Origin of the sequence: Streptomyces sp. NPDC102278 (assembly GCF_044766345.1) — a bacterium.
Lineage (GTDB): Bacteria > Actinomycetota > Actinomycetes > Streptomycetales > Streptomycetaceae > Streptomyces.
Map to the genome: position 1 here is coordinate 1 of NZ_JBIWLV010000022.1, position 20,273 is coordinate 20,273.

The 20,273-nt window shown below is 71.7% G+C and carries 22 protein-coding genes; 11 read left to right on the plus strand and 11 right to left on the minus strand.

Features of this window, described 5'->3' with window-relative positions:
• The first annotated feature begins 161 nt into the window (after positions 1-161).
• Complete coding sequence (locus ACIRO3_RS32755) at positions 162-731, plus strand: GNAT family N-acetyltransferase (protein WP_404142919.1); 570 nt, start codon at positions 162-164, stop codon at positions 729-731.
• Here the strand turns inward: ACIRO3_RS32755 and ACIRO3_RS32760 are convergent.
• The 6 genes from ACIRO3_RS32760 to ACIRO3_RS32785 form a co-directional block, all read right to left on the minus strand.
• Complete coding sequence (locus ACIRO3_RS32760; RefSeq protein ID WP_404142920.1) at positions 728-2,245, minus strand: type VI secretion protein; 1,518 nt, start codon at positions 2,243-2,245, stop codon at positions 728-730. The genes ACIRO3_RS32755 and ACIRO3_RS32760 overlap by 4 nt on opposite strands.
• A 2-nt stretch (positions 2,246-2,247) precedes the next feature.
• On the minus strand, positions 2,248-3,663 hold the full coding sequence (locus ACIRO3_RS32765) for an ATP-binding protein (protein WP_361785505.1): 1,416 nt from the start codon (positions 3,661-3,663) through the stop codon (positions 2,248-2,250).
• Between the two features lie 19 nt (positions 3,664-3,682).
• Complete coding sequence (locus tag ACIRO3_RS32770) at positions 3,683-5,245, minus strand: SCO6880 family protein (protein WP_361785508.1); 1,563 nt, start codon at positions 5,243-5,245, stop codon at positions 3,683-3,685.
• On the minus strand, positions 5,242-6,522 hold the full coding sequence (locus tag ACIRO3_RS32775) for a hypothetical protein (RefSeq protein ID WP_404142923.1): 1,281 nt from the start codon (positions 6,520-6,522) through the stop codon (positions 5,242-5,244). The genes ACIRO3_RS32770 and ACIRO3_RS32775 overlap by 4 nt, the downstream gene beginning before the upstream one ends.
• 19 nt (positions 6,523-6,541) lie before the next feature.
• Positions 6,542-7,375 (minus strand): hypothetical protein, encoded by an 834-nt coding sequence (locus tag ACIRO3_RS32780; protein ID WP_404142925.1) that lies wholly within the window; start codon positions 7,373-7,375, stop codon positions 6,542-6,544.
• Positions 7,376-7,477: 102 nt separating this feature from the next.
• The gene (locus ACIRO3_RS32785; RefSeq protein WP_053676383.1) at positions 7,478-7,786 is read right to left on the minus strand and encodes a hypothetical protein; all 309 of its coding nucleotides are present in this window, start codon (positions 7,784-7,786) and stop codon (positions 7,478-7,480) included.
• A gap of 381 nt (positions 7,787-8,167) precedes the next feature.
• On the opposite strand from ACIRO3_RS32785, the gene ACIRO3_RS32790 reads away from it, so the two are divergent.
• On the plus strand, positions 8,168-8,788 hold the full coding sequence (locus tag ACIRO3_RS32790) for a hypothetical protein (RefSeq protein WP_365998356.1): 621 nt from the start codon (positions 8,168-8,170) through the stop codon (positions 8,786-8,788).
• A gap of 117 nt (positions 8,789-8,905) precedes the next feature.
• A complete protein-coding gene (locus tag ACIRO3_RS32795; protein WP_404142928.1) occupies positions 8,906-9,730 on the plus strand; it encodes an alpha/beta fold hydrolase in 825 nt (274 codons plus the stop codon).
• A 135-nt stretch (positions 9,731-9,865) separates the two neighbouring features.
• On the opposite strand, the gene ACIRO3_RS32800 is transcribed toward ACIRO3_RS32795, so the two are convergent.
• Positions 9,866-10,702, minus strand: a complete 837-nt coding sequence (locus tag ACIRO3_RS32800) for a pentapeptide repeat-containing protein (protein ID WP_404142929.1) — start codon at positions 10,700-10,702, stop codon at positions 9,866-9,868.
• Between the two features lie 4 nt (positions 10,703-10,706).
• Entirely contained in the window at positions 10,707-11,237 is a 531-nt protein-coding gene (locus tag ACIRO3_RS32805) for a GNAT family protein (protein WP_365998360.1), read from the minus strand.
• Positions 11,238-11,414: 177 nt separating this feature from the next.
• Here ACIRO3_RS32805 and ACIRO3_RS32810 point away from each other — a divergent pair, with 177 nt between their 5' ends.
• From ACIRO3_RS32810 to ACIRO3_RS32825, 4 genes are all read left to right on the plus strand, one after another.
• Entirely contained in the window at positions 11,415-12,206 is a 792-nt protein-coding gene (locus ACIRO3_RS32810) for a thioesterase family protein (RefSeq protein WP_404142932.1), read from the plus strand.
• Positions 12,207-12,256: 50 nt separating this feature from the next.
• Positions 12,257-13,948, plus strand: coding sequence for a serine/threonine-protein kinase (locus ACIRO3_RS32815; protein ID WP_404142934.1), 1,692 nt, complete (start codon positions 12,257-12,259; stop codon positions 13,946-13,948).
• Positions 13,949-14,024: 76 nt separating this feature from the next.
• Positions 14,025-15,035: an NlpC/P60 family protein gene (locus ACIRO3_RS32820; RefSeq protein ID WP_404143041.1), complete on the plus strand. Its 1,011-nt coding sequence runs from the start codon at positions 14,025-14,027 to the stop codon at positions 15,033-15,035.
• Positions 15,036-15,232: 197 nt separating this feature from the next.
• The gene (locus tag ACIRO3_RS32825) at positions 15,233-15,943 is read left to right on the plus strand and encodes a phosphatase PAP2 family protein (protein WP_404142936.1); all 711 of its coding nucleotides are present in this window, start codon (positions 15,233-15,235) and stop codon (positions 15,941-15,943) included.
• 204 nt (positions 15,944-16,147) lie between these two features.
• Here ACIRO3_RS32825 and ACIRO3_RS32830 read toward each other — a convergent pair whose 3' ends face one another.
• Both ACIRO3_RS32830 and ACIRO3_RS32835 read right to left on the minus strand, forming a co-directional pair.
• A complete protein-coding gene (locus ACIRO3_RS32830; RefSeq protein ID WP_404142938.1) occupies positions 16,148-16,381 on the minus strand; it encodes a hypothetical protein in 234 nt (77 codons plus the stop codon).
• An 87-nt stretch (positions 16,382-16,468) separates the two neighbouring features.
• Positions 16,469-16,615 (minus strand): hypothetical protein, encoded by a 147-nt coding sequence (locus ACIRO3_RS32835; protein WP_404142940.1) that lies wholly within the window; start codon positions 16,613-16,615, stop codon positions 16,469-16,471.
• A gap of 206 nt (positions 16,616-16,821) precedes the next feature.
• Between ACIRO3_RS32835 and ACIRO3_RS32840 the strand changes: the two genes are divergently transcribed.
• Complete coding sequence (locus ACIRO3_RS32840) at positions 16,822-17,655, plus strand: hypothetical protein (protein WP_404142942.1); 834 nt, start codon at positions 16,822-16,824, stop codon at positions 17,653-17,655.
• A gap of 146 nt (positions 17,656-17,801) precedes the next feature.
• The gene (locus ACIRO3_RS32845) at positions 17,802-17,957 is read left to right on the plus strand and encodes a hypothetical protein (RefSeq protein ID WP_361785587.1); all 156 of its coding nucleotides are present in this window, start codon (positions 17,802-17,804) and stop codon (positions 17,955-17,957) included.
• 86 nt (positions 17,958-18,043) lie between these two features.
• Here the strand turns inward: ACIRO3_RS32845 and ACIRO3_RS32850 are convergent, their stop codons facing one another.
• Positions 18,044-18,391, minus strand: coding sequence for a metal-sensitive transcriptional regulator (locus tag ACIRO3_RS32850; protein ID WP_365998366.1), 348 nt, complete (start codon positions 18,389-18,391; stop codon positions 18,044-18,046).
• A gap of 194 nt (positions 18,392-18,585) precedes the next feature.
• Here ACIRO3_RS32850 and ACIRO3_RS32855 point away from each other — a divergent pair, with 194 nt between their 5' ends.
• Both ACIRO3_RS32855 and ACIRO3_RS32860 read left to right on the plus strand, forming a co-directional pair.
• Complete coding sequence (locus ACIRO3_RS32855; RefSeq protein ID WP_053675393.1) at positions 18,586-19,206, plus strand: DUF47 domain-containing protein; 621 nt, start codon at positions 18,586-18,588, stop codon at positions 19,204-19,206.
• A 5-nt stretch (positions 19,207-19,211) separates the two neighbouring features.
• A complete protein-coding gene (locus ACIRO3_RS32860; protein ID WP_361785549.1) occupies positions 19,212-20,213 on the plus strand; it encodes an inorganic phosphate transporter in 1,002 nt (333 codons plus the stop codon).
• Positions 20,214-20,273: the final 60 nt, after the last annotated feature.

Sequence of the window (20,273 nt, forward strand, 5' to 3'; positions counted from 1 at the left end):
GGGGACCCTGTGGGAGAGTAGGACGCCGCCGAACAATCATTGTGGGAAAGCCCCGCACCCTTCAGGGTGCGGGGCTTTTCTGCGTTCCGGACCATATCGCCAGGTTCGGGGTCTTGGTTATTGCGTGCAGGGTGCACCGGTGTCGTGCTTTGATCCGCACTATGAATCAGCATGGGGTGCGGCCGGTGACTGCCGGCGAGTGGGAGAAGGTCAAGGAGCTTCGGCTCACTGCGTTGCGGGATCCGGCCGCTCCGGTGGCTTTCCTTGAGAGTCTGGTGGATGCCGAGGCTCAGACCGACGCCTTCTGGCAGGGGCGGGCCGCGGGGGCCTCCAGCGGGCGGGCGGCCCGGCAGTTCGTTGCCGAGGCGCCCGACGGATCCTGGGACGGGTCGGTGACCGTGCTCGTCGAGGAAGGCGGGACCGTCGACTTCTTCGGTGAGGTCGTGGAGAAGGCGCAGGGGCATCTGGTGGGGGTGTTCGTGCGGGCCGGGCAGCGGGGGACCGGGCTGACCGAGGCCCTGTTCGAGGCCGCGCTGGAGTGGGCCTGGTCGCTGGAGGGGCCGGCGCTGGGGCGGGTACGGCTCTTTGTCCACGAGGAGAACGCGCGGGCCGAGGCCTTCTACCGGCGGTTCGGGTTCGTGGCCAGTGGCCGGGTCGCGGTGGGCACGCCGTCGAACGCGGAGGCCCGCGAGCTGGAGTACGTACTGGAACGGCCCGCGGCGGGGCGTTAGAAGGCGGATGCGGCCTGGGGCCAGCGGGAGCGGGCCTGTTCGCGGCTGCGGCAGAGCGCGAACAGCGGCAGGGCGTCGTCCTGGAGGAGTTCCGGGAGCTGGGGGATGGGGGCGACCGCCGCCACGTCCTCCAGGACCAGCGTCAGTGGTGGGTCGAGCCGACCGTGGGATGACCGTGCGGCCATGCGACGGCCGTGCTCGACCACGCTGGAGGCGAGTGCGGTCAGCAAGGGCATTGCACCCGGGTGGCTGCGCGGGTCCTCCAGGGACTCGCCCACCAGATAGAGGGTGCCCCCTTCGGTCAGGAACGAAGCCAGCGTGAGGGAATCCGTTCGGTTTGGATTGCAGGCTTCGCGGATGTGGAGCGAATTGAGGCAGGAGAGGGCCCGGGCGGTGAGGTGCTGGGCCAGTTCCCGGCGCTCGGGGTAAGCGGTGAGGGCGCTTTCCAGTTCGCCGGCCGCGCCGGGGGCCGCCTGGGGGTGCGTACGGAGGATGCGTACCGGGTCTTGGGCGTTGGCGCCCTGGGCCCAGCGGTGCAGCTGCTTGAACGGGCGGTTGTCGAGGGCGGCGGCCTGGAGCCAACTGCGCAGGAGCGTTTCCGCCGTATCGGCGACCGCGGCGTCCATGCGGGCCTGTGGGCGTACGGGGGCCAGGAGGGCGAGGGCGCGGGCGGCGGCGGTGTCCCGGTCCGTGCAGCCCTCCGCGGGGTGCCAGTGCATGCGGGCCGGGGTGTCGCAGAGGTGTGAGGGGTCGTAGAGGAGGACCGGGCCGAGTTTGGCCCGGGCGTCCTTGGTCTCCGACCAGAGTGCGGGGGAGGACGTGACGACGAGGACGGCGCCTTCCGCCGCCGCGATGTGCCGGGCGGCGGTGGTGCGGCGTTCCGCGGGGTCGGCGTAGCCGAGGCGGGCCGGAGCCGGTACGGACGTGGGTGCGGGAGCCGGTGCCGGTACGGGCGTGGGGGGCGCGGCCGGGGCGTAGCCGAAGCCGTAGCGGTAGGCCTCGTCGACCGGGGCGGGGTGGTGGGCCGTACGGAGGTTGCCGTGGGGCGCGGTCCCGGGATTGGGGGCCTCGAACACGGCAGGGGCCTGGGGGGCCGGTCGGGCGGGGATGGGCGGGGGTGTGTCCTCGAGCCGGCCGGAGTGTTTGAGGAGGGCGCGGCGGGCCTTGGTGCGGGCGACGACGCCCATCGTGAAGATGGTCAGGACCAGCAGGATCAGGAGCTGGCCGATGAACAGGCCCCAGAACAGGCCCCAGCCGGGGAGGGCCGCGGGGGCGGTCTCGGGCCAGGCGCCCGCGAGGTCGTGGGGTTCCGTTATCAGGGAGCGGACCGCGTCCGGGGTTCGGGTGAACGTGACGGTGCCCGGCCAGGCGCCTTTGGCGAAGAGGGCGGAGAGGCCGGTGGCCGACCAGACGAGGACGGCGAGGCCGAGCAGGAACGCCAGGAGGCCGACGAGGGCCCCGTCGGGGACGCCCCCGGCCCGCGCGGGGGGATCCGTACGTCTGGGGTCGGACATGGTCACGCCACCGTGGTCGCGGAGCCGGGGCCGTTGTGGTGGCGTTCGATGAGGAGGGCTCGCTCCTCCGCCTCCAGTTCGGCGGCCAGCAGATCGTCGGGGAGTCGGTGTTGCACCGAGGATTCGGTCATGGCGCGGTCGGTGTAGACGAGCGGGCGTTCGGCCTCGGTGATCAGGTGCTTGACGACCTGCACGTTGCCGTTGACGTCCCAGACCGCGATGCCCGGGGTGAGGGTGGGGATGATCTCCACGGCCCAGCGGGGCAGGCCGAGTACCCGACCCGTGGCGCGGGCCTCGTCGGCCTTCTGGGCGTAGATCGTTCGGGTGGAGGCCATCTTGAGGATGGCCGCGGCTTCACGGGCGGCGGCGCCGTCGACGACGTCGGAGAGGTGGTGGACGACGGCGACGAAGGACAGGCCGAGGCGCCGGCCGAACTTCAGGAGGCGCTGGAACAGCTGGGCGACGAAGGGGCTGTTGATGATGTGCCAGGCCTCTTCGACCAGGAAGATGCGCTTCTTGCGGTCCGGGCGGATCCAGGTGTGTTCCAGCCAGACGCCGACGATCGCCATGAGGATCGGCATCGCGATGGAGTTGCGGTCGATGTGGGACAGGTCGAAGACGATCAGCGGCGCGTCGAGGTCGATGCCGACGGTGGTGGGACCGTCGAACATGCCGCGGAGGTCGCCGTCGACGAGACGGTCGATGACGAGGGCGACGTCGAGTCCCCAGGCGCGGACATCGTCTATGTCGACGTTCATGGCCTGCGCGGACTCGGGCTCGGGGTGGCGCAGTTGCTCCACGATGTCGGTGAGCACGGGCTGGCGGTCGCGGATCGTGTCGACGACGTAGGCGTGCGCGACCTTGAGGGCGAAGCCGGAGCGTTCGTCGAGGCCGTGGCCCATGGCGACTTCGATGATGGTCCGGAGCAGCGCGAGCTGGCCGGTCGTGGTGATCGCCGGGTCGAGGGGGTTGAGGCGGATCCCGTCGTCGTTCGCGGCGATGGGGTCCAGGCGGATGGGGGTTATCCCCAGCTGCTGGGCGATCAGGTTCCACTCGCCGACACCGTCTTCGCCCTGGGCGTCGAGGACGACGACCTGGCGGTCCTTGAAGCGGAGTTGGCGCAGGACGTAGGTCTTCTCCAGCGCGGACTTCCCGTTGCCGGACTCGCCGAGGACCAGCCAGTGCGGGGCGGGGAGCTGCTGTCCGTACAGCTGGAAGGGGTCGTAGATGTACCCCTTGCCGCTGTAGACCTCGCGGCCGATGATGACGCCGGAGTCGCCGAGCCCGGGGGCGGCGGTCGGCAGGTAGACGGCCTGGGCCTGTCCGGTGGAGGTGCGGACGGGCAGGCGGGTGGTCTCCACCTTGCCGAACAGGAAGCTGGTGAAGGCGTCCGTCAGAGCGGACATGGGATCTCGCATGGGCGGCACTTCCCTCCAGCTAACGTCGGATGCCGGTGGCGAACGGCAGGGTGTTGACGAAGGCACGGTGGTGCTCGCGGTCGCACCACTCCAGCTTCAGGTAGGACTTGCCCGCCGAGGCGCGGATGGTGCGCTTGTCGCGGGCGAGGGCCTCGGGCGAACGGGAGGACACCGTGATGTACCCGACCAGGTTGACTCCCGCCGCACCACTCGCGAGATCTTCACCCCTCTGGTCGAGTCGGCCGTGGGCGGCGATGTCGCGGGGGTCGATCGTGCGGTTCATCTTCGCGGCGCGGCTGGCGTCGGCCTCGTCGTTGGTCTTCTCCGTCAGCATGCGTTCGATGGCGACCTCGGTGGGTTCGAGGTCCATGGTGACGGCGACGGTGCGGATGACGTCCGGTGTGTGGACGAGGAGGGGGGCGAGGAAGTTGACGCCGACGGGGGTCATCGGCCACTCCTTCACCCAGGCGGTGGCGTGGCACCAGGGGGCGCGGGTGGAGGACTCGCGGGTCTTGGCCTGGAGGTAGGTGGGTTCGACCGCGTCCAGTTCGGCGGGCCAGGCGTTGCGCTTCGTCATGGCCTGGATGTGGTCGATGGGGTGGTCCGGGTCGTACATGGAGTGCACGAGGGAGGACAGGCGCCCCTGGCCGAGGGGTTGGCGTACGCGGATGTCGGCCTCGGCGAGGCGGGCGCAGATGTCGGTGAGCTCGCGGGCCATGACGATGGCGAGGCCGGCGTCGCGGTCCAGCTTGCGGCCCTTGTGGGGGGTCGAGGCGCGGGCGATGGTGTGGCCCTCCGCGGCGAGTTCGCGCGAGTAGTGCATGCAGGCGACGAGGTACGCGCGGTGCTGCTCGGAGGAGGTGGAGACCATCGACTGGAGCTGGTCGTAGGACTCGCGGAGCCAGCCGGGGGCGGTGGTGTCCCCGCGCTGGGCGACGTCCTTGGCGTGCGCGTCGGGGTCGGCGGGGAGGGTGCGGGCGAGCATCTGGAGGCGGGTGACGAAACCGTCCCCGTTCGCCACGTGCTTCAGGAGGGTGCCGAAGCGGTCGACGAGGGCTTCCTGGTCCTCGCTGTCGCGCAGGCCGACGCCGGGGCCCTCGATCTCGATGGCGGCGGTCACGGTTCTGCGGTCGGCGTGCAGGAGTACGGCGATCTCGTCGGGGCCGAAGGGCGCGGCGAGCCAGCTGATGCGGCCGATGCCCGGGGGCGGGCCGACCTCGACCTCGCGGCCGTCGGAGCCGCGGATGCCGGCTTCCATGGTGCCGGAGCGGTAGGTGGTGCCGCGGCGCAGGGTGCGCTTGTAGCTGCGCCTGATCTCGAACCACCGGTAGAAGGTGCGGCCCTTGTACGGGACGTACACGGCGGCGAGGGCGAGCATGGGGAAGCCGACCAGGCTCACGATGCGCAGGGTGAGGTCGGGGACGAGCAGTCCGCTCATCATGCCGAGGAACGCGCCGGCGATGATCAGGGCGATCTCGCCGGTTTCGCGGTTCTTGCCGACGATCGCGTTCGGCCGGGCGCGGCCGATGAGATACGTGCGGCGGGGCGCGATCGGGTGAAGCTGGTGGGACTGGGTCGTCAACGCCCGTCACCTCCTGTGTTCCTCGTGCTCGAGCCGGTGCGGGGCGGGGGTGCGGCGGCGGGGACGGAGCCGCCGCCGGGGCCGCCGCCGGAGCCTCGGCTGCTGTGCGCGGCCATGCCTCCGGAGATCTGGTTGGCGTCGCCGCCGCCTCCGCCACTCGCGCGGTGGGCGCCGCCGCCGCGGCTGCTGTGGGTTTTGATGCCCTGGGAGACGAGGGAGGCCGGGGAGCTGATGACGGCGGCGGCCTGGGCGCCGTCGGTGGCCTTGCTGCGGTTGGAGCGGGCGGAGGCGATCTCGTCGCCGAAGCCGGGGACGAAGCGGTAGATCATCGCGGAGGCGAAGATCGCCAGGAGGATGATCGCGAGTCCGGAGACGACGGCGGAGAAGGCGTTGGGGCCCTTGTCGCCCGCGAGGGCGCCGGCGAGGCCGAGGACGATGACGATGACCGGCTTCACGAGGATGACGGCGATCATGATGCCGGCCCAGCGGCGGACGTGGCCCCACATGTTGCGGTCGACGAGTCCGGCGTAGACGACCGTGCCGAGGAGGGCGCCGACGTAGAGCAGGGCGGCGCGGATGACGAGCTCCAGCCACAGGATGCCGGCGGCGAGGACGGTGACGAGGGCGACGACGATCAGCATGATCGGTCCGCCGCCGATGTCGTCGCCCTTCTTCAGGGCCTCGGAGAAGGAACCGAAGAAGACGTCGGTCTGGCCGCCGGTGGCGGCGGCGATGACCTCGGTGACGCCGTCGGTCGCGGAGACGACGGTGTAGAGGATCAACGGGGTGAAGGCGGAGGCGAGGACGGTGAGCCAGAGGAATCCGATGGCCTCGGACATGGCGGTGGTGAGGGGGACGCCGCGGATGGCGCGCTTGGCGACGGCGAGGAGCCAGAGGACGAGGGTGAGGATGGTGCTCGCGGCGAAGACGACGGCGTACTGCTGGAGGAAGGCGGGGTTGGTGAAGTCGACGGTGGCCGTGGACTTGATGGCCTCGCTGAGCTTGCCGACGATCCAGGAGGCGGCGTCGGCGCAGCCGCGGGCGAGGGAGGCGAGGGGGTTGAGGGCGTCGGTGGGGTTCGCGGGGGAGAGCCCCGTGCCCGCGGTGCCGCTCGGGGTTTCGCCCCCGACGCTGCGTTCGCACGATTCCTTGAGGGGGCCGACGACTCCCTCGCACTTGCTTGGTGAGGGCGTCCCGGAGGGCGTAGGCGTGGGGGCGGCGGCAGCCCGGGTGGCCAGGAGGACCGCGCTGGTCTGCACGAGAGTCAGGATGGCCATGAGGGACGTGCCACGACGGCTAGCGCGCATAGGTGAGCCCTCCGAACTGCGACACGGCTGCGGACATCTCCTCGGCGGTGGCCGCCCTTTGATCCCGGCCCACGGGGGCCGGGCCGTCCTGCTGTGAGAAGTCGGTGACCCACCAGTCGCCGTTGGCCCACTTGAGCTCGAACGTGTTGGTGTGCCAGCTCTCTGAAACCGGGTTCTTCGATCCCTCGCCCGTGAGCCCGAAGAGAGTCGAGGACCAGACGGAGACGCTGGCGGTGTCGCCGCTGAACTTCTCCACCTTGGTGCCGGCGGGGTTGGCGCGGGAGACGAACATCAGGCCCTTGGGGGCCTTGCCGCCGGCCTCGAGGCCGATGCGGGACAGGAAGCCCTGATCCGAGTAGAGGCGGTCGAGTTCGCCCTGGCGGGCTGCGGCCACCTCGGGCAGGTAGACGGCCTGGATGATGCCGCGCCTGCGGTTGCTGTCGAACATGCCGTCTGAGCCCAGGGCCACCGCGTAGTTCGCTGCCGCCGATTGGGCGCCCTGTTCGTCCTGGGAGAAGCCCTTCGGGATGCCGTTGGACTTGCCGGTGACCGGTTGGGTGCCGGTGGGGCTGGTGGCGGCGTCGGTCGGGGGTTTGTTCGTCGCGGTGTTCGCGGGGGCGTCCGGGGATTGGTTCGCGAACGCGATGGCGGCGATGAGGAGGACCACCACGCCGACCGCGGTGATGAGGCCGCGGGACGGGCGGGGGGTGCGGCGGGGGGTGCCGTAGGGGTCCGAGGGGGAGTCCGGAAGGCGGGTACGGGTTTGGCCCGTGCCGCCCACTTCGCCGTGGCCGCCGCCGCCGTAGTGGTCGTCGTTGCTCATTGCGTGTCCGCCCCCTCCGCCTCGTACGACGGTAGCGCTCGTTCCCGCGTGGACGCGGTGTGGTGATTCGCCATCAGGTACGACGGCCGGCGGGCGGCACGGCTAGACGGCCATTCCGTAGACGATCGTGAAGAGGGTGCCCAGGGAGCCGATGATGAAGACGCCCGTGAGGCCGGCCACGATCAGGCCCTTGCCCTGTTCCGCGCTGAAGGTGTCGCGCAGTGCGGTCGCTCCGATGCGCTGCTTGGCGGCGCCCCAGATGGCGATGCCGAGGCAGAGGAGGATCGCGATGGCCATGACCACTTCGATCATGACCTTCGCTTCGTTGCCGAGACTGCCGAACGGCCCCCAGTTCGGGGCGATTCCGCCGATGATGGTGGTGATGTCGCCCTTTTCGGCTGCCAGGATCATGTAACTCACCGCCCCTGTATGGGTAGTTCCGGTAGCCCGTGCCCGACGGCATGGGTCACGCACTATCTTCGCTGATGAAACCGCCGCCGTCGCCGACTTGGCGGCTCTCTTTACCCGAGCTCGCGGTCTGTGCCCCACCGGAACGCTCTGACCAGGTCACTCTGTGTATCACGGGGGTTGACGCCGGGCAATGATTGTCGTCTCGCCGTGCGGGCGGCCGGTCTCCGGGTCGGGTGTACGGCGGCCGTTCGGCTCAACGGGGCGGCGTGTCGTTGGGCCGTACCGCTGACACATGTCCGACATTCCGTCAGTCGTTCCATTTGCGCTCGAGGTTGCGAGGGATGCTCCACCCCGTTCGGTTGGACGACGCAAGGAGCAGGGATGGGTTCCGCAGTGAAGTCGGGTCGGCGTGTGTGGTTGGCCGGCGGTATCGCAGTGCCGCTGGCGTTCGCGCTGTCCGGGGTTTCGGCTCCGGCGATGGCTGTCGCGCACGGGTCGACCGCCGTGGTGGCGGCGCCCGCGGGCGGTGACGGCTGCGCGAGGTTGAAGGCCAAGGTGCTGAAGTCCGCCGCTTCCGGGCCGTCGAGCGGCTGTACGGGAGCGCGGGGGCCGAAGGGGGCCAAGGGCGACCGCGGGCCGAAGGGCGATCGGGGGCCCAAGGGCGACCGGGGTCCGGCGCAGCCCTGCGTGGGTGTCGACACGGCGCAGGGGCGGTTCGCCCTGGAGTTCAGCGCGGTGGTGACGCGGGGCAAAGCGTTCCTGGGCCGTCGGACCACGAGCGTGGTCACGGAGAACGGGCCGTACGTCTGGAAGGACCTCGCCACCGCCGCGAATCCCGGGTTCCCGCGCAACGCGTGCGGGGTGTCGCTGAACATCCTGGACGTGGCCGCGCACGTCAAGGTGCTGACCACCGACGGGAACGTGTTCGAGAACACCTGCACCTACGTGGCGAGCGGACTGCTCACCTGCCCGAGCGGGTGGACGCCGCTCATCAGGCCCTGATCCGGGGACGCCCGTCGTCGGTGCCGCGAGGCGGGGCACGAGCCGGATCGCGGCGCCGGCGCGGGTGGTGTGGTGGAGGGCGGGCCCGCTGTCAGTGGGGTGCGTCAGGCTGGGGGAATGACGACTCCTTGGACTCTCGCGGACCTTGAGGCGGCCATCCGGGCGGGATGGTCGGCCGAGACCTGTTCGCCCGACGACGTGGAGCGGGCGCCGTGGACGGCCGGGAATCCGGCCTGGGGACACTGCGACATCACGGCTCTCGTCGTCCAGGACCTGGTGGGCGGGGAGTTGATGGTGGGTGAGGTCTGGTCGGAAGGGCGACAGCAGGGGTTCCACTGTTGGAACGTGTTGCCCGGGGGGTTGTGTGTCGACCTGACGCGGGAACAGTTCCGGCTCGGGCAGACGGTCACGCCGGGTCGGCCGATGGGGAAGCGGCCGGGCGGGCGGCTGCCGAGGCGCTGGGAGGAGTACCGGCTGCTGCGGCGGCGGGTGATCGACAGACTGGGGCCGCTGCCGGGGGTGGTGCGGGCGGCGGACGGGCGGAAGCTCGCCTATACGGATTTCGGAGGCGCGGGGGCGCCGTTGATGGTGCTGGACGGGCATCCCGGGGACGGGGGTTCCTTCGGGTGTTCGGTCCGGGACGCGGGGCCGGGGTGGCATGTCATCGGGCTCGACCTGCCGGGGTGCGGAGCCTCTGATCCGGCGGGGGAGCGGGCGCGCGAGGGGTACGTGACGGACGCGGCCACCGTGCTGGAGGAGCTGGGGTTGGGGCCGGCGGTGGTGTGGGGGCGGGGCTCGGGCGGGGCCGTCGCGTACGGGCTCGCGGGTCGGCGGCCGGACCTGGTGCGGGCGGTGGTGGAGCTGCCGCCGGGGCGCGGGGTGGGGGCGGAGGATCCGGAGGGGTTCGGCGCGGCCGTGCGGGAGCTCCTGGCGGCGGTGTGAGCGCGGCGGTGTGAGCGCGGGGGCACGTGTACGGCGGCGCGTGTACGGGGCGACGTACCCCCGCGTGCTCCCGTGCGCCCCTGTGGCCTCGGCGGGTGCCGGGCGGCGGCCCCGGGCGGGCGTGCGGGGTGTGGGTCAGGACCAGTGGGAGGGGCGGGCGAGAGTCGGGGGGATTCGGGTGGCGGGGGACCCCTGGGCGGCGTTCAGTTGGGGCTGGGTGAGGAAGAGGGCCTCGCGGAGGTCGGCGTCGCGCAGGTTGGCGTCGCGCAGGTCCGCGCCGATCAGGTCGGCCTTGCGCAGGTCGGCCCCGGAGAGGTCGGCGGCGATCAGGTAGGCGCCCCGGAACGTGGCGCCGCGCAGGTCCGCGCCGGCGAGGCGGGCGCCCATGAGGTCGGCGCCGCGGTGGTTCTTCCTGCGGGCGGGGGACGTGGCGCGGACCAGTTCGCTGGTTCGCAGGAGCAGGGCGTTGATCTCCTGGCGGAGGGCGCCGACGTCGAAGGGGATCAGTGTGGCGGCGTCCGCGCCGGTGGCCGCCGTGGTCGTGGCGAGTGCCTGTCGCAGGTCGGCGTGGATCGGCGCCGCCGCCGGCAGGGTGAGGGCCTCGGTGAGGTAGGCGAGCAGCTCGTGGAGTTGCCGCATCACGGGGAAGACGTCGAACATCTGGCGCGCCGTGTCCGGGTGCTCGCGCCAGTCCCGGCCGCCGAAGGTGATCTGGGAGACCTGCTGGCCCGCGCCGAAGCAGTCGAAGACGGTGCAGCCCTGGAAGCCCTTGTCGCGCAGCCGGGTGTGGATGCCGCAGCGGAAGTCGCCCTGGAGGTTCTTGCAGGGGGTTCCGGCGGCCTTGTTCATGGCGAAGTCGGTGGACTTGGCGAAGGGCAGGGCCACACAACAGAGCGCGAAGCAGTTCGCGCAGTCGGCGCGCAGCGCGGGGGTGGGGGCGGCGGGCGTGAGGTCGGCAGGCGTGGTAGGCACCACCTCATTGTGACGGGTGGGGGGAGGCCAGCCGCATCTGGAGGGCGGTCCACCAGACGCCGTCCACCCGCTCGACGTCCTTGAGGACCTCCACGGTGCGGAAGCCGAGCTTCTCGTAGAGGCGGACGGCGGGGGTGTTGTGCGCGAACACGCCCAGGTCGAGGCTGCGCAGACGCAGGTCGGTGAAGGCGCGGGAGACGGCTTCGGCGAGCAGGCTCTCGCCGAAGCCCCGGCCGCGGGCCCGCGGGGCGATCAGGACGCGGCCGAGGCGGGCGTGGTCGGGGGCGTCGTCGTGGCGGCGCAACGAGACGTGGCCGACGGGTTCGGCGGCCTCGGGCCCGTGGGAGGGCACGGCGGTCCAGGTGTGGCGGCCGGGTTCGACGGCGTAGGCGGCGAGCTGGGTCTCGTCCAGGGGCCAGGAGAAGGAGGGGCCGGCCCAGGTGGTGAGGTCGGCCGCGGTGGTGATCCAGTCGAGCAGGGCCGGTGCGTCGGTGGTGGGGTGGAAGGGGCGCAGCGTGAGGGCGGTGGGGGCCATGGGCCAAGTATGCGGATTTCGGGTGGCCTTGGCCGGGTGCGGCGGCGCGGGGTCATGCCGTGTCCGGTGTCGTGTCCGGTGTCGTGTCCGGGTCGCGGGTGGGCTGTGCGTCGGGCGGTGGGTGGGGCCGGCGCGGGGGCTGGTGCGTGGGGTTACCTGTCGGTAGCGTGCGGGGGCATGAGCGCTGCTGAGGCCTTCTTCGAGCGGGTCGACACGGGACGTTTCCTGGCCACCGAGTACACGCGAGGGCCGTGGGATCCGGATTCGCAGCACGCCGGTCCGCCGGCCGCGCTGCTCGGGCGGGCCGTCGAGGAGCGGGCGGGGTCGCGCGCGGACCTGCGGATCGCCCGGATCACGTACGAGATCCTGCGCCCCGTGCCGATCGGCCCGCTGGAGATCACCACGACCGTGCTGCGGTCCGGCCGCGGTACCGAGGTGGTCGAGGTGGCCCTCGCGCCGGTGGGGGCCGCGCCGGTGATGCTCGCGCGGGCGTTGCGGATCCGGGTGGCGGCGGAGGCCGTGCCCGCGGTGGTGCCGGGGCCGCAGGTGCCCCCGCCGGGCGAGGTGGGGCCGACGCCGTTCTTTCCCGTGCCGTGGGAGGTCGGCTATCACACGGCGATGGAGAGCCGGTTCACCGAAGGGGCCTTCATGGAGTCGGGGCCGGGGACGTGCTGGATGCGGATGCGGGTGCCGTTGATCGCCGGGGAGGAGACGGCTCCGCTGGACCGGGTGTTGATCGCGGCCGATTCCGGCAACGGCATCAGTTCCGTGATGGACTTCGAGCGGTTCGTCTTCGTCAACGGCGACCTCACCGTCCACCTGCACCGCCACCCGGTGGCCGAATGGGTCTGCGTGGAGGCCCGGACCAGCGTGGACGGCGCCGGGATCGGGCTCGCGGACGCCCGGCTGCACGATGAGAAGGGGCCGATCGGGAGGGGCGCGCAGAGTCTCTTCGTCGCCGCGCGCTAGCCGCCAACCCCCCTGCCGCGCACGGTAGTCGGTATGGCAGGCTCAGCCGGATGGAGCCGCTCACAGAGGCCGACCCCGACCGGATCGGCCTGCACGTGCTGGTGGCCCGGCTGGGGGCCGGGGGGATGGGGCGGGTGTACCTGGGGCGTTCGCCCGGGGGCCGGCTGGTGGCCGTCAAGGTGGTGCGGGACGAGATCGTCGGGCATCCCGAGGCGTTGGCCAGGTTTCGTCGCGAGGTGGAGACCGTACGGGCCGTTCGCTCGGCGTACACGGCGAATCTGATCGACGCCTCGCTGGAGGCGGCGCCGTACTGGCTGGCGACCGAGTACGTCGCGGGTCCGACGCTCGCCGACGCCGTGCGCGGGCGTGGCGCGCTGCCGGCGGACACCTGCCGGGGGCTGGGGGCGGCGCTGGCGGAGGGGCTGGCGAGCGTGCACGCGTACGGGGTCACCCACCGGGACCTGAAGCCGCAGAACGTGATCCTGGCGGCGCAGGGGCCGCAGCTGATCGACTTCGGGATCGCGCACGGCGTGGGGTCGACCCCGCTGACCGAGGCGGGCCGCACGCCCGGCACCCCGGGGTTCACCGCGCCCGAGGTGCTGGTGGGCGGGGTCGCGGGGGCGGCGGCGGACGTGTTCGCGCTGGGCGCGACGTTGGCGTACGCGGCCACCGGGAGACCGCCGTTCGGCGGCGGGGCGGCGGCGAGCGTGGGGTTCCGGTCGGTGTACGAGGGGATCGACCTGGCCGGGGTCGAGCCGGGGCTGGCGGCCCTGATCGAGGACTGCGTGGCCAAGGACCCGGCGGACCGGCCGGAACCGGCGGAGGTGATCCGGCGCTGCGGGGTGCGGGGCGCGCTGGTGGAGGACCCGGTGTACGCGGAACTGGCGGCGGCGCCGGGGCGCGCGCCGGGCGCGAGCGCGGTGGCGGATGCGGTGACGGACGCGCCGCCCGGGGCCGGCTCCCCGACGCGCCGGCTGGACGACACCGCCCCGCCCACCGGGGCCGCCCCACCGCCCGCCGGCGGGGAGCCGGCCACGCCGCACGCGGGTTCCGCGCCCCGGTCCGGTCGGCGGGGCGGCCTCCGGGCGGCCGCGGGGGCCGTCCTGGTCGCGGCGGGGGCGGTCCTCTTCTGGCAGTTCCCGTTCGGGGAGGGCGGGGGCGGGGACGCCGGCCGGACCCCCGGGAGCGGGGCGCCGGCCGTCTCCGGGTCCGGCCCGCCGGCCTCGGGCACCGTGCAACCCGGCAACACCGCGAAGCCCGGCAAGGGGGGCGGTTGGGCCGGGGAGGACTTCCGGTGGAAGCTGTCCACCGATGCGGAGATGGCCCGCTACGGGGCGGGGGACTGTGACGAGCACGCGGAACTCCGGCCGCCGGGCCGGGGCATGGAGACCTCGACCGTGTCCTCGAACACCAACGGGGTCCCGGGGGACACGGCCAAGGTCAGGTTCCGTCCGCAGCGCGGGGCCAAGCCGGGACCGCGACCCGCGTCCTATCCCGTGGCGATCGCGGTGAAACCACCGCACGCGCCCAAGAAGGGGCAGACGGGTTTCCTGAGCGCCCCCGTGGACCTGTACACCCGCTGGGACTCCGGCGACCACGTCGAGTTGACCTATCCGGACGACTTCCCGGGGGCCGTGCCCCTGAGCGCCGACAAGGGGGACTGGACGGTGGTGTTCTACCGCGTCGAGGATGGGGCCGGGCGGTATACGCCCATCGCGTGCAACGGCTTCCGAGTGGGCTAGCGGAAACGGCGACACGGGCGGAGGTCGCTCGAAAGTGGCGACGATGGGGGAGGGTTGACGGGTGCGCAGATTCTGGATGGCAGGCGGGATCGGGATCGGGCTGGCCCTGAGCTTCCTCGTGTTGCTCGTCGTGGGGACGTACTCGGCGGCGGCCGGCCTGGCGGGGGGCGGCGCCGGCGGTCGTGCGCTGGGGCTCGCGAAGGGCGCGGTGCCGGGCAAGTACCAGGCGCTGGTACAGAAATGGGGCACGCTCTGTCCGGCGATCAGCCCGGCGTTGCTCGCGGCCCAGTTGTACTCGGAGAGCGGCTGGAACCCGAGCGCCGTCAGTCCGGCGGACGCGCGGGGGATCGCGCAGTTCATCCCGGGTACCTGGGCGGGTCACGGAGTCGACGGGGACGGGGACGGGGACCGGGACATCTGGGATCCCAACGACGCCATCCCGTCAGCCGCTTCGTACGACTGCGAATTGGCGAAGGACGTGGCGCGGGTGCCCGGTGACGCGACGGGCAACATGCTCGCGGCGTACAACGCGGGGGCGTACGCGGTCATCAAGTACCAGGGGGTGCCCCCGTACAAGGAAACCCAGGGGTACGTAAAGACGATTACCACCTTGGCCAAGAGCTTCGAACGGCCCGTCGGCAGGGTGGCCCCGTCCCAGCAGGCCGCGGGAGCCATCTACTTCGCGCAGAAGCAGCTGGGCACCCCCTATCTGTGGGGCGGCAACGGGACGCCCGACCAGAACGGGCGCTTCGACTGCTCGGGGTTGACGAAGGCGGCGTACGAGACGGTGGGCATCGAGCTGCCGCGCGTCGCCAACGACCAGTACAACGCGGGCCCGCATCCCTCGCGCGACGAACTCCTCCCCGGTGATCTGGTCTTCTTCTCCGATGACCTGACGAACTCTCGGGACATTCGGCATGTCGGGCTGTATGTCGGCGGCGGCTACATGATCAACGCTCCGTTCACCGGCGCGGTGATCCGCTTCGACAAGATCGACACCCCGGACTACTTCGGTGCGACGCGGGTGACCAAGGACGGCGCGGAGGCTCTTCCGGAGCGTGCCGCGGTTGCCGGGGCAGCCTCGTGACGCTCTGTTAAGTCAAGGCCCTGAGCTGCGACGATGAGTCACTCTTGGGTAACGTTGGAGTGATCATTCGGTGGAGAGTGGAACCCCGTGGCCAGAACGGGCGTTCCATGGGCACGAGGGCTGATCGACCGGGGGTTGAAGGGGCGTGCATCGCGTGCGTCCGCAGGGGACCTAGGCAAGCAAGGGGCCGCATCGCCATGGCTGGACTCGCGACCGGTGGGCCGAATGTGGACGTCAGCCTGCTGTACGGGATCAACGGCCTGGCGCGGCACGCGCCGGACGGGCTCGACCGGGCGGTGGGCCTCGTCGGCGAGTACGGACTTCCGCTCGCGATGGTGCTGCTGGTCCTGTGGTGTTGGCGTGGTGCGCGCCGGCTGGACGAGGCGACGGCCGTCGATTCCTTCGTCGCGTTGGTGTGGGCGCCGCTTGCGGCCGGCATCGCGCTGCTGCTGAACGTCCCGCTGCGGGGGTTCGTCGGCCGGCCGAGGCCGTTCCTCCAGCACGAGGGCCTGGAGGTGTTGGGCTCCGGTTCGGGACCGGCCGCGCGGCTCGGGGGCGCGGAGTTCTCGTTCGTGAGCGACCACGCCACGATGACGATGGCGCTGGCGGTGGGGCTCTTCATCGCCAACCGCAGGATCGGCTTCATCGGGATCGGCTTGGCGCTCCTCGAAGGCCTGTGCCGGGTGTACACGGGCGTCCACTACCCGACGGACGTGATCGGGGGGCTCGCGCTCGGCACCGCCGTCGTCCTGCTGCTCGCGCCGGCCGCGGCGGCGCTGCTGACCCCGGTGGTGCGGGCCGTGGTTCGTTGGCCGCGGGCCCGGTGGCTGGTACGGGCCGGGGAACGGGTCGTGGCCCGGCCCGTGGAACTGGCGCAGAGGCCGCACGAGAGCGACCTGGCGGCGTGACGACGTGACGGCTCTCGATCGGGGGCCGTCACGGGCTCCGGCGCGGGGCGGTGGGGGCAGGGGCGGCATACCGACCGCCCGTCATCGGACGTGGCCGTCCCGATCAGACGTGGCCGTCCCACAGGGCGAGGAGCGCCGCCGCCAGCAGGCAGAGCGCGGACGCGCCGTAGCAGAGCCGGACCGCCCTCGGGCGGGGGCGGGGGCTCAAGGGTCGCCGCTCTCGGCGCCCCGGTCCTCCTCGGCCTCGTCCCGGCGGTAGCGCGAGCGCAGCCACAGGCCCGTGGCCACGGCCGCCGCCGTGGTGACCCCGACGGCCAACGCCACGTCGGCCGGCCCGTCCGCCGATCCCACCGGCCGGGCCCAGGCCGCGGCGGGGGGGAGGGCGGTGAGCAGCAGGGCCCAGAGGAGGGCCGCGAGGCGGGGTGCGGGTCCTGGCATGAGTCCAGGGCATCCGGTCGCGGGCCGCTCGGCCAGCCGGGCCGTCCGAACGGGCGACACGCCCGGTCGCAGGGCGCGCGTGTCGGCCTATCCCGCCGTGTGCCGGGTGGCGTCCTTCCGGGCCAGGTCGCGGGAGCGGCGGGCGGGTCCGGTCCAGCCGCAGGTGCAGACGGCCAGGCAGAACGAGCCGCGTTCGGCCGTGTCCGTGGTGTGGTCGATCGGGGGCTTTCGCACGGGCTCCTCGGGATGACGAGGCTGCGGCACGGCGGCAAGCGGAATGCTCGGAGTCGCTTTGGTGTGCGGGTCCACTCCTCCACGGTACCGGGCTCCGCCGGCCCGCGGCACTGTCTCGGGCCGTGACGGGAAACCCCGGACCTCGTTAAGCGGAGCGGGCGGGGGCCTCGGGCAAACAGCTGTCACGCGTTGGGGGTTGGCAGGCGATGGTGGTGCACCAGCACATGCGCAGACGAGGACGTGCCGGTGAGGCGGTGATCGGCGTCGCGGTGGCGATGACCGTGGCCGCGATGAGCGGATGCGGAAGCGCCGCCGGCAGTGACGACCGGGCCCCGCAGGACCCGGGCGCGGTGGTGCGCGGCGCCGCCGACGTGCTGGACGCGACCGGTAGCGCGCGGGCCCGTACGGCGATGGAGATGGCCACCGGCGGGACCAGGGTCACCATCCGGGGCGAGGGCGGTGTCGACTTCGAGCGTCGGATGGGTCAACTGCTGGTGATGCTGCCGGCCGACGCGGCGGGCAAGGCCGAACACCGGCCCATCACCGAACTCCTGGTCCCGGGCGCCCTCTACATGAAGAACCGGGGCGCGGGCGTCCCCGACGACAAGTGGGTCCGCGTCGACACGACGACCCTCGCGGACGGCAACCTGGTCACGGGCGGGGCCACCGATCCGCTCGCCGCGGTGGAGCTGCTGCGGGGCGCGCAGGAGGTGACGTACGTGGGGAAGACCGAGGTGGCGGGCACCAAGGTGCGGCACTACCGGGGGGTCACGGACATCGGGCGGGCAGCGCGGAGCGCGTCGCCGGGGGTCAAGGGGGCGCTCGAAGCGGCGGCGAAAGGGTTCGGCACGGACACGGTGCCCTTCGACGCCTACCTGGACGAGGAGGGTCGGTTGCGGAAGGTCCGGCACCGTTTCACCTATGTCAACAATGGCGTGATCGATGTCTCCTCGACGACGCTGCTCTACGGGTTCGGGACTCCGGTGACCGTCGTATTGCCCGCAAGCGGGGACATTTTCGCCGGGAAGATCGCCGGATAGTCGGATCGCGTGGTCCAGACCATGCGAGTGGGCCATGGCCCGGTATCCGGAAATGGTCCATCCGTGTCATGCGCGCGGCGGCGTGCGCTCCCTACGCTGGGAAGCCGAGCGCCGACGGGCGATGGCGGCAGAGAGAGGTGGCGCGCGTGACTCCCGCAGGCGGTACGACGGTGCAGGACCACGTGGCGCTCGCCGAGATCGAACTGTGCGGCGAGCTGATCATCGCGGCCTCGGCGGCGGTCGAGGAGCGGCTGAGCCAGGACCGGATCGACGAGGTTCTGCTGGGCATCGGATACCCGTGACGAACCGGTCGGCAAACCCGCGGCGGTGACGGATCGCGGATGGTGGGCGGCGCGGGGGCGGGCCCCCGCGGCCCCCGGGTCCGGGATCAGGTCCGCAGGAGGCGGGCGATCGCCTTCGTGGCTTCCTCGACCTTGGCGTCGATCTCGGCCCCGCCCTTGACGGCGGCGTCCGCGACGCAGTGCCGCAGGTGCTCCTCCAGCAGCTGGAGCGCGAAGGACTGGAGGGCCTTCGTGCTCGCCGAGACCTGCGTGAGTATGTCGATGCAGTAGACGTCCTCGTCGACGAGGCGCTGCAGACCGCGGATCTGGCCCTCGATCCGGCGCAGGCGCTTGAGGTGCTCGTCCTTCTGGTGGTGATAGCCGTGCACCGCCGCGACCGGGGCCGCGTCGGCGCCGGCGTCCGCTCCGGAGCCCTCCGCCTCGATGGTCGTCATGCGTCCTCCCGTGGTCCGGAACGAGGGATGTATACCCCTCATGGGTATAGGATACCGGGCCCCGACCGTACGGCAGGGGTCCGTGGTCGCCCACTCTGCCTGATGGAGCACACTGGGGAACGGCCGGTTAGCCGTGGCCGGGGGATGCGCCTAGCATCAGCCTGACCGAACCCAATGCACCCCGAGGACCTCACGTGCGATTTCGTCTGACCCCCAGGGAGACGAGCTTCTACGACATGTTCGCCGCATCCGCGGACAACATCGTCACGGGCTCGAAGCTCCTGATGGAACTGCTCGGAGCGGACTCCTCCGCCCGAGCCGAGATCGCGGAGCGGATGCGGGCAGCGGAGCACGCGGGGGATGACGCCACGCACGCGATCTTCCACCAGCTGAACTCCTCCTTCATCACGCCGTTCGACCGCGAGGACATCTACAACCTGGCGTCCTGCCTCGACGACATCATGGACTTCATGGAGGAGGCGGTCGACCTGGTCGTCCTCTACAACGTGGAGGAACTCCCCAAGGGCGTCGAGCAGCAGATCGAGGTACTGGCCAGGGCGGCCGAACTGACCGCCGAGGCCATGCCGCACCTGCGCACCATGGACAACCTGACCGAGTACTGGATCGAGGTCAACCGTCTGGAGAACCAGGCCGACCAGATCCACCGCAAGCTGCTCGCGCAACTCTTCAACGGCAAGTACGACGCCATGGAGGTGCTGAAGCTCAAGCAGATCGTCGACGTCCTCGAAGAGGCCGCCGACGCGTTCGAGCACGTCGCGAACACGGTGGAGACCATCGCGGTCAAGGAGTCCTGAACCTCGTGGACACCTTTGCTCTGATCGTGACCATCGGTGTCGCGCTCGGCTTCACCTATACCAACGGCTTCCACGACTCGGCGAACGCGATCGCGACCTCGGTCTCGACGCGCGCGCTGACGCCGCGCGCCGCGCTCGCGATGGCCGCGGTCATGAACCTCGCCGGCGCCTTCCTGGGCAGCGGCGTGGCCAAGACCGTCAGCGAGGGCCTGATCGAGACGCCCCACGGCACGCGGGGCATGTGGATCCTCTTCTCGGCGCTGGTCGGCGCGATCGTCTGGAACCTGATCACCTGGTACTTCGGTCTGCCCTCGTCCTCCTCGCACGCGCTGTTCGGCGGCATGGTCGGCGCGGCGCTGGCCGGTGGCACGGAGGTCATCTGGACCGGCGTGGTCGACAAGGTCGTCATCCCGATGTTCGTCTCGCCGGTGGTGGGTCTGGTCGTCGGTTACCTGGTGATGGTCGCCATCCTGTGGATGTTCCGCCGCGCCAACCCGCACAAGGCCAAGCGCGGCTTCCGCATCGCCCAGACCGTCTCCGCGGCGGGCATGGCCCTCGGCCACGGTCTCCAGGACGCGCAGAAGACCATGGGCATCGTGATGATGGCCCTGGTCATCGCCGATGTGCAGGGCGCGGGCGACGCCATTCCGGTCTGGGTCAAGCTCGTGTGCGCCGTGATGCTGTCGCTGGGCACGTACGCGGGCGGCTGGCGCATCATGCGCACCCTCGGCCGCAAGATCATCGAGCTGGATCCGCCGCAGGGCTTCGCGGCCGAGACCACCGGCGCCTCGATCATGTTCGGCTCGGCGTACCTCTTCCACGCGCCGATCTCCACCACCCACGTGATCACCTCGGCGATCATGGGCGTGGGCGCCACGAAGCGGGTGAACGCGGTCCGCTGGGGCGTCGCCAAGAACATCATCCTGGGCTGGTTCATCACCATGCCGGCGGCCGCGTTGGTCGCCGCGGTGAGCTTCTGGATCGTGAACCTGGCCTTCGTGAACTAGGGCCTGGCTTTTGGATCAGGCCGGATCAGGGTGCGTGCCAGGCCCCGCGAGCCCGGCATG

Bases quoted from the DNA above. Each gene is read 5' to 3' on its own strand.
- ACIRO3_RS32755 (WP_404142919.1), top strand. From the start codon at position 162: ATGAATCAGCATGGGGTGCGGCCGGTGACTGCCGGCGAGTGGGAGAAG.
- ACIRO3_RS32760 (WP_404142920.1), bottom strand. From the start codon at position 2,245: ATGTCCGACCCCAGACGTACGGATCCCCCCGCGCGGGCCGGGGGCGTC.
- ACIRO3_RS32765 (WP_361785505.1), bottom strand. From the start codon at position 3,663: ATGCGAGATCCCATGTCCGCTCTGACGGACGCCTTCACCAGCTTCCTG.
- ACIRO3_RS32775 (WP_404142923.1), bottom strand. From the start codon at position 6,522: ATGGCCATCCTGACTCTCGTGCAGACCAGCGCGGTCCTCCTGGCCACC.
- ACIRO3_RS32780 (WP_404142925.1), bottom strand. From the start codon at position 7,375: ATGAGCAACGACGACCACTACGGCGGCGGCGGCCACGGCGAAGTGGGC.
- ACIRO3_RS32785 (WP_053676383.1), bottom strand. From the start codon at position 7,786: ATGATCCTGGCAGCCGAAAAGGGCGACATCACCACCATCATCGGCGGA.
- ACIRO3_RS32790 (WP_365998356.1), top strand. From the start codon at position 8,168: ATGGGTTCCGCAGTGAAGTCGGGTCGGCGTGTGTGGTTGGCCGGCGGT.
- ACIRO3_RS32795 (WP_404142928.1), top strand. From the start codon at position 8,906: ATGACGACTCCTTGGACTCTCGCGGACCTTGAGGCGGCCATCCGGGCG.
- ACIRO3_RS32805 (WP_365998360.1), bottom strand. From the start codon at position 11,237: ATGGCCCCCACCGCCCTCACGCTGCGCCCCTTCCACCCCACCACCGAC.
- ACIRO3_RS32810 (WP_404142932.1), top strand. From the start codon at position 11,415: ATGAGCGCTGCTGAGGCCTTCTTCGAGCGGGTCGACACGGGACGTTTC.
- ACIRO3_RS32815 (WP_404142934.1), top strand. From the start codon at position 12,257: ATGGAGCCGCTCACAGAGGCCGACCCCGACCGGATCGGCCTGCACGTG.
- ACIRO3_RS32820 (WP_404143041.1), top strand. From the start codon at position 14,025: ATGGCAGGCGGGATCGGGATCGGGCTGGCCCTGAGCTTCCTCGTGTTG.
- ACIRO3_RS32825 (WP_404142936.1), top strand. From the start codon at position 15,233: ATGGCTGGACTCGCGACCGGTGGGCCGAATGTGGACGTCAGCCTGCTG.
- ACIRO3_RS32830 (WP_404142938.1), bottom strand. From the start codon at position 16,381: ATGCCAGGACCCGCACCCCGCCTCGCGGCCCTCCTCTGGGCCCTGCTG.
- ACIRO3_RS32840 (WP_404142942.1), top strand. From the start codon at position 16,822: ATGGTGGTGCACCAGCACATGCGCAGACGAGGACGTGCCGGTGAGGCG.
- ACIRO3_RS32850 (WP_365998366.1), bottom strand. From the start codon at position 18,391: ATGACGACCATCGAGGCGGAGGGCTCCGGAGCGGACGCCGGCGCCGAC.